Below are 8,591 nucleotides of genomic sequence, written 5' to 3' on the forward strand. Positions count from 1 at the left end.
GTGTATAAGAGACAGAGCTTGGACGGCTTGGTCTTCTCCTTGCGGCGCAACCAGTTGGGCAGCTTGATATCGCCTCGCGCCGCGTAGAAGTACAGCAGCTTGCCGAGCACCTGGGCCACGGCCACCACGAGGCCGACGAGCCAGCACGAGACACCGGGCCACCGCGCGCCGACACCCACCACCCAGGCTTCCACGCTGATGAAGGGGATGAGTGCCGAGCCGAGCGCGACCCCGAAGGTGAGGCCAACCAAGCCGAACACCCGGCCGAGGCTACACAGTTCTCAGGAGTCGAGTCGGACCGCCAGCGGGCCGGACATCCGGATTTCGCGCAACGGACGCCCGCCTGCGTCCAATGTGCGTACCGTGCCGTCACCCGACCAGCCGAGCCGTTCGTAGAAGTTCCGCGACGCCTTGTCGGCTTCCGGCACCCACGCGATGCCCCTCGTCGCACCGGCTTCCGCGAGTCGCTTGGTCGCTTCCGCCACGAGCCGCGTGCCGTGTCCCCTTCGCCCCCACCGCGGTTCGACGAGAACGCTGAGGAGCGCGGTGGTGTCGGCGTCCTCCGGCAACGAACCGTCCGCTTTGGCCACCTCGTCGTCCGGAGCTCTGCTCGCCACGGCGAACCCGACGGTCCACTCTCCTTCGACGGCTTTGAGGACGGCTCCCTGCTGGACGGCCATCGCCCACGCCTCTTCGGTGTCGAGCGTGTCCAGCACTTCCTGCGGCAGGAGCTGCGCATAAGCGAGCCGCCACGTCTCGCGGTGGATGCGGATGATCTCCGCGAGGTCTGCAGCGGTGGCGAGGTGCACGCCGGCGTCGGCCATAACCGCACCTTATCGATGGGGTGTCCGAGAATTGTCAGGGGTGCGTGGCAGCATCGAGTCCGTGCAGAGGATGAGTGCGGACGTGGCCCGTCGAATCGCCCTGGGTGCCCAGGGCTTCACCGACCTGCGCCCTGCCGCGGCCACGCGCAGGCACCTGCAACGGGTGCTGTCGCGCGTGCAGCTGCTGCAGATCGACTCGGTGAACGTGGCGGTGCGCGCCCACTACATGCCGCTGTTCTCCCGCCTGGGTTCCTACGAGGCTTCGTTGCTGGACGACGCCGCGTGGACGCACTCGGCCCGCAAGCCCCGCATGCTGGTCGAGACCTGGGCGCACGAGGCCTCGCTGGTGCCGGTGGGCGACTGGCCGTTGTTCCACTCCGGTGCGAAGAAGCGCGGCTGGTGGCAGAACTACCAGACGATCCTCGAACGCTCGCCCCAGCTGGTGGACGAGGTCCTGGCCGCTGTGAAAGACCTGGGCCCGATCGGCGCCGGAGCCCTGGAGAAGGCTTTGCTGGGCGACTCGGGCCGCTCCAAGGGCCCGTGGTGGGACTGGTCCGAGGTCAAGCGCGTGTGCGAGGTGCTGTTCGGCGTGGGTGTGCTGACGACGGGCACGCGTCGCAGCTTCGAGCGGTTGTACGACCTGACCGAGCGCGTCATCCCGTCCGACGTGCTGGCCCAGAAGTGGACGCCGGAGTCCGGCGCACGCGAGCTCGTCCTGCGCTCGGCCGTGGCCCTGGGCGTGGCGACAGAGCCCGACCTGCGCGACTACTACCGCCTGGACCCGCGCCGCTCGCAGGCAGCAGTCGCGTCGCTGGTGGAGGACGGCGTGCTGGAGCCGGTGTCGGTCGACGGCTGGCGCGGCGTCGCCTACCGGCACGTAGAGGCCAAGGCCCCGCGCCGGGTGGCCGGCCGCGCGTTGCTCTGCCCGTTCGACCCGTTGATCTGGGAGCGGGCGCGCACCGAGCGGATCTTCGGCTTCCGGTACCGCATCGAGATCTACGTGCCGGAGCCGCGGCGAGTGCACGGCTACTACGTGTTCCCGTTCCTGCTGGACGGCGAACTGGTCGGCCGCGTGGACATCAAGGCCGACCGGGCAGCCGGCGTCCTGCGCGTGCAGTCGGCGTGGGCGGAGGACGGCGTCGACCGGCCGCGAGTCGCAGCGGAACTGGCCGCGGAGCTGAAGCACATGGCCGAGTGGCTGGGGCTGGAGGACGTTCTCGTGGTGCAGAAGGGAGATCTGGCGGCCGAACTGATCGCCGCTAGCTGATCCGCTCCCCCGCGCGCTTCCTCGTACGCGAGGAATTGGTAACAACGTTTCAGGACATTGTTCACCCGGTCGGGCGACTCTAAGCGCGAAGCAGCCTGTCGGCCAGGTCCTGCGCGACCCCAGCCAGCTGCTCCGCGGGCAAGCCGCTGCGTCCCATGTAGACCAAGCCCTGCTGCGCTGTCTGCAACGTGCGCGCGAACGCCGTCGGCTCGATCCCGCCCGGCAGGTCGCCCTCCCGCTGGGCCCGTTCCACCGTGGCCGCGATCAGCTCCACGATGTCCTCGTACGCCTTCCGCGCCCGCTCGGCCACTTCGGAATCGGTAGCCGCCAGCTCGGTGGTGCTGTTGGCCAGGTAGCAGCCCTGGCGCAGCGACGCGGCACCGGCAAGCAGGAACCCCCGCAGTCCGTCGACAGCGCGCTCGGACTCGTCCAGGCTCTGCCGCAGCCCGGCGCACGAGTCGGTCACGTAGTCGTCGAGCGTGCGCATGAAGAGCTTGTGCTTGTCCCCGAAGGCTCCGTACAAGCTGCCCTTGCCGAGCCCGGACGCTCGCACGAGGTCGTCCAGCGAGGTGGCCTCGTAGCCGACCGCCCAGAACTGGTCGCGAACATCGCGCAGGACTTGCTGCTCCTCGAACTTCCGCGGTCGCGCCACGCCTTCGACGGTACCAGTTGTTGACTGATCGGTCCATAACTGGTTAGTTATGGACCGATCGGTCAACAACTAACCTCACGGAGGACAAGATGGGTACACTCGAAGCGAAGACCGTGCTGGTCACCGGTGGCACGTCGGGCATCGGCCTCGCCATCGCCGAGCGGTTCGCCGCCGAAGGAGCCGATGTCTTCATCACCGGCAGGCGACAGCCGGAACTGGACGCCGCCGTGGCGCGGCTCGGGCCGAAAGCGGTCGGCGTGCGCGGTGACGTGTCCGATCTGGACGACCTGGACAGGCTGTTCGCACGCATCGCCGAGCACGGCAAGGGACTCGACGTGGTCGTGGCGAACGCCGGTGGATCCGCGGGCATGGAGAGCATCGAGACGCTGACCCCGGAGGCGTTCGACTCGGACTTCCGGATCAACGTGCGCGGCACGGCGTTCACCGTGCAGAAGTCCTTGCCGCTGCTCAACTCCGAGGCGTCGATCATCACGCTCGGCTCGACGTCGGCGTCCCGGGCGACAAAGGCGTTCGGCACCTACTCGGCGACGAAGGCCGCGATCCGCCAGTACAGCAGGGTGTGGGCGCTCGAACTGGCGCCGCGCGGCATCCGCGTCAACACGCTGGTGCCCGGCCCGACCGAGACACCCGGCATCAAGGGGCTGGCGAACACCCCCGAGGAGGTCGAGGCCGTGCTCGAACAAGAAGCGAGCCGGGTGGCGTTCGACCGCATGGGACAGCCCGAGGAGATCGCCGCGGCGGCCCTGTTCCTGGCGACGAACCAGTCGAGCTTCGTCACCGGCAGCGAACTGTTCGCGGACGGCGGTGAGGGCCAGATCCTGATCTAGGAGTGCAGCTCGATGGCCTTGCGCATGGTCTCGCGCGCCCGGCCGCGGTCCCCCGCGATGTCGTAGGCGTACGCGAGCCGGAACCAGACGCGCCAGTCCTCCGGCGACGCCTCGACCTCGGCCCGGCGCTCCTCGAACCACTCGTCGGCCGCGTCCCGGTCGACCCGGCCGGACGGCCGGCGCGGCAGGTGCGAGACGTCCGGCAGGAGCCCGTCCGCGTCGAGCTCGCGGGCCATCTTCTCGGTCTCCCAACCGAAACGCAGGTTGGAGTACACGAGCCACACGCCCAGCAACGGCAGGATCAGCACACCCACGCCGAGCAGGATCCCGACCAGCTCACCGGTCTGCAGCAGAGCCACTGCACGACCGGTGAGCAGGACGAAGTAAAGACCGAGGGCCGCGATCAGCACCCCGACGGTGATGCGGACCTTCACAGGTCGAGGTACTTGTCGAGACCGACGGCCAACCCAGGCCTGCCAACGATTTCCCGAACGCCGAGAACCACACCGGGCATGAACGACGTCCGGTGCAACGAGTCCTGACGGATCGTCAAAGTCTCGCTCTCACCACCGAACACGACCTCCTGGTGGGCGATCATCCCGGAGATCCGCAGCGAGTGGACGCGAACCCCGTCGACGACGGCACCGCGCGCACCCGGTTCCTCCTGCGTGGTCGCGTCGGGCATCGGGTCCATGCCCTCCCGCGCCGCCGCGATCAGCCGAGCGGTGTGCGCCGCCGTACCCGAAGGCGCGTCGGCCTTGCGCGGGTGGTGCAGCTCGATGATCTCGGCCGACTCGTAGTAGCGGGCCGCGATCTCCGAGAAGCGCATCAGCAGCACGGCACCGATGCCGAAGTTCGGCGCCACGAGCACGCCGACGGAAGGCTGCGACGCCAACAGCGCCTCGACCGCGGCGAGCTTGGCGTTGTCGAACCCGGAAGTGCCGACGACGCAATGGATTCCGGCCGCGATGCAGAACTCCAGGTTCCCCATCACGACGTCGGGGTGCGTGAAGTCGACTACGACCTGCGCACCCGAATCCACGAGCGAGGACAACGGGTCGTCGGCGTCGATCGCCGCCACGACCTCCATGTCCTTCGCGGCCTCGACCGCGCGGACCACCTCGGAACCCATGCGGCCCCGCGCGCCGAGAACTCCGACGCGAATCATGCAATCACCTCGTGTACCTGGTCCGGCAGATCGTCTGCGTGATCGTAAGGCCCGACCACGGCAGCGGCGACGGGGCGGCGCAGCAGATCACGTGCGAGCAACGCCACTTCCTCGGTGGAAACGGCATCGATGCGCGCCAGCGTGTCCTCAACGCTCAGGTGGTCGCCGTAGTTCAGTTCGGACTTGCCGATGCGCGACATCCGGGAACTGGTGTCCTCCAGTCCCAGCACGAGAGCACCGCGCAGCTGTCCCTTGCCACGAGCCACTTCCGCGTCGGACAGGCCACCCTTCGCGACATCCACGAGCACCTCGCGGATCACGCCCGCGGTCTCCCCCAGGCGGTCCGGCTGGCAGCCCGCGTAGACGGCGAACGTGCCGGTGTCCGCGTACAGGCCGACGGACGAATACACCTGGTACGCGAGGCCACGGCGTTCGCGGACTTCCTGGAACAGCCGGGAGCTCATGCCGCCACCGATGGCCGCGTTCAGCACGTTCAACGCGAACCGGCGCTCGTCGTGGCGGTCCAGGCCCCTCATGCCGAGCATCATGTGCGCCTGCTCGGTGTCGTCGGTGTGCAGCACCAGCTTGCGGGCGTCGGCGATGCGCGCCCGGCCCGCGCGAGGTGCGACCGCGCTGCCCTCCCGCGACAGCCGGTCACCGATCGCCTTGCGCACCAGTCGCATCACGTGCGCGTGCTCGATGTTGCCCGCGACGGAGAACACCATGCGCGGCAACGTGTAGCGCTTCTTGTAGAACGAGTAGAGGTTGTCCCTCTGCATGTCCTGAATGGACTTCTCGGTGCCGAGAACCGGGCGCCCCAAAGCATGTCCGCCGAACATCGCCTCGATGAACGCGTCGTGCAGCAGGTCCTCGGGGTCGTCGTCGCGCATCGCGATCTCCTCGAGCACGACACCACGTTCGGTCTCGAAGTCACGTGGGCCGCAGATCGCCTCGAACACCACGTCGGACACCAGATCGACCGCGAGCGGCAGGTCCTCGTCCAACACGTGCGCGTAGTAGCAGGTGTGCTCCTTGGCGGTGAACGCGTTCAGCTCGCCACCGACCGCGTCGATCTCCTCGGCGATGGCCGCTGCCGAGCGCCGCGACGTTCCCTTGAACAGCAGGTGTTCCAGGTAGTGCGCGGCACCCGCCACCTCTGGCCGTTCGTCACGGGACCCGACCTGCACCCACAGACCGACCGACGCGGACCGCACGCTCGGGATGCGCTCGGTGATGACCCGCAGGCCCGAGGGCAGCATGCTGCGCCGCACCTCGATCCCCGCGGACGCTTCGAGCACGCGCGTGCTGCCGGGCTTCTGCAGGTGCCCCAGTGTGTGAGTACGCGGACGGCCGCGGGTGGATGCACCCGCGGCCGTCACGTTGTTGTCTGTCGCACTCACTGCGCGGGAGCCGCCTCAGCAGCAGCTTCCTCGACAGCGGGAGCCTCGTCGGACGCGGGCGCCTCGGCGGCGTCCTCGTTCACGACGACCAGGCTGATCTTGCCGCGCTGGTCGATGTCGGCGATCTCGACGCGGAGCTTGTCGCCGACCTTGACGACGTCCTCCACCTTCGCGATGCGCTTGCCGTTGCCCAGCTTCGAGATGTGGACGAGGCCGTCCTTGCCGGGCAGCAGCGAGACGAACGCGCCGAACGCGGCCGTCTTCACCACGGTGCCCAGGAAGCGCTCGCCGACCTTCGGCAGCTGCGGGTTCGCGATCGCGTTGATCATGCCGATCGCGGCCTCGGCCGAGGGGCCGTCCGCCGCACCGACGTAGATCGTGCCGTCGTCCTCGATGGAGATGTCGGCACCGGTCTGCTCGGTGATCGAGTTGATCATCTTGCCCTTCGGGCCGATGACCTCGCCGATCTTGTCGGTCGGGATCTTGACCGACGTCACGCGCGGCGCGAAGGCGCTCATCTCGTCCGGGTCGGAGATGGCCTCGGCCATGACCTCGAGGATGGTGTAGCGCGCGTCGCGGGCCTGGCCCAGCGCCGCCGCCAGCACCTCGGACGGGATGCCGTCGAGCTTCGTGTCGAGCTGCAGCGCCGTCACGAACTCCTTGGTGCCCGCGACCTTGAAGTCCATGTCGCCGAACGCGTCCTCGGCACCGAGGATGTCGGTCAGCGCCACGTACTCGGTCTTGCCGTCGACCTCGTCGGAGACGAGACCCATCGCGATGCCGGAGACCGGCGCCTTCAGCGGGACACCCGCGTTGAGCAGCGACAGGGTCGAGGCGCACACCGAGCCCATCGACGTCGAGCCGTTGGAGCTCAGCGCCTCGGACACCTGGCGGATCGCGTACGGGAACTCGTCGCGCTTGGGCAGCACGGGCATGATCGCCCGCTCGGCCAGCGCGCCGTGGCCGATCTCGCGGCGCTTCGGCGAACCCACGCGGCCGGTCTCACCGGTCGAGTAGGGCGGGAAGTTGTAGTGGTGCAGGTAGCGCTTGTGCGTCTCGGGAGACAGCGAGTCGATCTGCTGCTCCATGCGCAGCATGTTCAGCGTGGTGACACCCAGGATCTGGGTCTCGCCGCGCTCGAACAGCGCCGAGCCGTGCGTCCTCGGGATCACGGCCACCTCGGCGCCGAGGTCGCGGATGTCCGTGAGGCCGCGGCCGTCGATGCGGACCTTGTCGCGCAGGATCCGCTGGCGCACGAGCTTCTTGGTCAGCGAGCGGAACGCCGCGCCGATCTCCTTCTCGCGACCCTCGAACTGCTCGGCCAGCTTGTCCAGCGTGGCGGCCTTGATCTCGTCGAGCTTGGACTCGCGCTCGGCCTTGCCCGCGATGGTCAGCGCCTGCGCGAGCTCGCCCGTGGCGGACGACTCGACGGCCTCGAACGCGTCGGCCTGGTAGGCCGGGAACGTCGGGTACTCACCGGTCTCCTTGGCGGCGACCTGCGCGAGCTGCGCCTGCGCCTCGCAGAGGACCTTGATGAACGGCTTGGCAGCCTCGAGACCGGCGGCCACGACCTCCTCGGTGGGGGCGACGGCGCCCTCGCCGATCAGGTCGATCACGTTGTCGGTGGCCTCTGCCTCGACCATCATGATCGCGACGTCGCCGGAGGGGACCACGCGGCCCGCGACGACCATGTCGAACACGGCCTTCTCGAGCTGCTCGTAGTTCGGGAACGCCACCCACTGGCCCTCGATGAGCGCCACGCGGACGCCACCGATCGGGCCGGAGAACGGCAGGCCGGCGAGCTGCGTGGACGCGGACGCGGCGTTGATCGCCACGACGTCGTACAGGTCGGCCGGGTTCAGGCTCATCACCGTGATGACGACCTGGATCTCGTTGCGCAGGCCGTCCACGAAGGACGGGCGCAGCGGCCGGTCGATCAGGCGGCAGGTGAGGATGGCGTCCGTGCTCGGACGGCCCTCACGCCGGAAGAACGAGCCGGGGATGCGGCCCGCCGCGTACATGCGCTCCTCGACGTCCACCGTGAGGGGGAAGAAGTCGAAGTGGTCCTTGGGGTGCTTCGACGCCGTCGTGGCGCTCAGCAGCATCGTCTCGTCGTCCAGGTACGCGACCACGCTTCCGGCCGCCTGCTTCGCCAGGCGCCCCGTCTCGAAGCGGATCGTGCGCGAGCCGAACTTGCCGTTGTCGATAACGGCAGTCGCCTCGTGGACCTCGATGTCCGTCATTTACTTGTTACTCCTCGTCTTTTGGACACCGCAACACGCTTCTGGAGACGAGGCCGGTCTTCGATCGAAGTCCTCTGGGGCGTTTCCACCAGAGGGCCACTACCGAGGACCGGCGATAACTGCTTCGCGCGATGCGGGTCCTGTTTTGTTCCTCTTTGCAACCAGGGGTCTGTATACACCCGGCTGTGC

The 8,591-nt window shown here is 68.5% G+C and carries 8 protein-coding genes and 1 pseudogene; 2 read left to right on the forward strand and 7 right to left on the reverse strand.

Features of this window, described 5'->3' with window-relative positions:
• Positions 1-260: pseudogene (locus UK23_RS46945) on the reverse strand (hypothetical protein); the annotation flags it as partial.
• 21 nt (positions 261-281) lie between these two features.
• Entirely contained in the window at positions 282-824 is a 543-nt protein-coding gene (locus UK23_RS46950; protein WP_045318360.1) for a GNAT family N-acetyltransferase, read from the reverse strand.
• 70 nt (positions 825-894) lie between these two features.
• On the opposite strand from UK23_RS46950, the gene UK23_RS46955 reads away from it, so the two are divergent.
• Positions 895-2,091, forward strand: coding sequence for a winged helix-turn-helix domain-containing protein (locus UK23_RS46955; protein ID WP_045318367.1), 1,197 nt, complete (start codon positions 895-897; stop codon positions 2,089-2,091).
• 79 nt (positions 2,092-2,170) lie between these two features.
• Here UK23_RS46955 and UK23_RS46960 read toward each other — a convergent pair whose 3' ends face one another.
• A complete protein-coding gene (locus UK23_RS46960; protein ID WP_045318361.1) occupies positions 2,171-2,743 on the reverse strand; it encodes a TetR/AcrR family transcriptional regulator in 573 nt (190 codons plus the stop codon).
• 89 nt (positions 2,744-2,832) lie between these two features.
• On the opposite strand from UK23_RS46960, the gene UK23_RS46965 reads away from it, so the two are divergent.
• Positions 2,833-3,591 (forward strand): SDR family NAD(P)-dependent oxidoreductase, encoded by a 759-nt coding sequence (locus UK23_RS46965; RefSeq protein WP_045318362.1) that lies wholly within the window; start codon positions 2,833-2,835, stop codon positions 3,589-3,591.
• On the opposite strand, the gene UK23_RS46970 is transcribed toward UK23_RS46965, so the two are convergent.
• From UK23_RS46970 to UK23_RS46985, 4 genes are all read right to left on the reverse strand, one after another.
• Positions 3,588-4,025 carry a tetratricopeptide repeat protein gene (locus UK23_RS46970; protein WP_045318363.1) on the reverse strand — a complete coding sequence of 146 codons (438 nt, stop codon included), beginning with the start codon at positions 4,023-4,025 and terminating at the stop codon, positions 3,588-3,590. The genes UK23_RS46965 and UK23_RS46970 overlap by 4 nt on opposite strands.
• Positions 4,022-4,759, reverse strand: coding sequence for a 4-hydroxy-tetrahydrodipicolinate reductase (dapB, locus tag UK23_RS46975; protein WP_082115545.1), 738 nt, complete (start codon positions 4,757-4,759; stop codon positions 4,022-4,024). Before dapB ends, UK23_RS46970 begins: the two co-directional genes overlap by 4 nt.
• The gene (locus UK23_RS46980) at positions 4,756-6,090 is read right to left on the reverse strand and encodes a M16 family metallopeptidase (protein WP_045318368.1); all 1,335 of its coding nucleotides are present in this window, start codon (positions 6,088-6,090) and stop codon (positions 4,756-4,758) included. The genes dapB and UK23_RS46980 overlap by 4 nt, the downstream gene beginning before the upstream one ends.
• Positions 6,091-6,155: 65 nt before the next feature.
• On the reverse strand, positions 6,156-8,402 hold the full coding sequence (locus tag UK23_RS46985; protein WP_045318365.1) for a polyribonucleotide nucleotidyltransferase: 2,247 nt from the start codon (positions 8,400-8,402) through the stop codon (positions 6,156-6,158).
• Positions 8,403-8,591: the final 189 nt, after the last annotated feature.

The organism is Lentzea aerocolonigenes, from assembly GCF_000955955.1.
Lineage (GTDB): Bacteria > Actinomycetota > Actinomycetes > Mycobacteriales > Pseudonocardiaceae > Lentzea > Lentzea aerocolonigenes_A.

What these genes read in the sequence shown, in the direction of transcription:
- UK23_RS46950 (WP_045318360.1), bottom strand. Translation starts at nt 824, where the DNA reads ATGGCCGACGCCGGCGTGCACCTCGCCACCGCTGCAGACCTCGCGGAG.
- UK23_RS46955 (WP_045318367.1), top strand. Translation starts at nt 895, where the DNA reads ATGAGTGCGGACGTGGCCCGTCGAATCGCCCTGGGTGCCCAGGGCTTC.
- UK23_RS46965 (WP_045318362.1), top strand. Translation starts at nt 2,833, where the DNA reads ATGGGTACACTCGAAGCGAAGACCGTGCTGGTCACCGGTGGCACGTCG.
- dapB (WP_082115545.1), bottom strand. Translation starts at nt 4,759, where the DNA reads ATGATTCGCGTCGGAGTTCTCGGCGCGCGGGGCCGCATGGGTTCCGAG.
- UK23_RS46985 (WP_045318365.1), bottom strand. Translation starts at nt 8,402, where the DNA reads ATGACGGACATCGAGGTCCACGAGGCGACTGCCGTTATCGACAACGGC.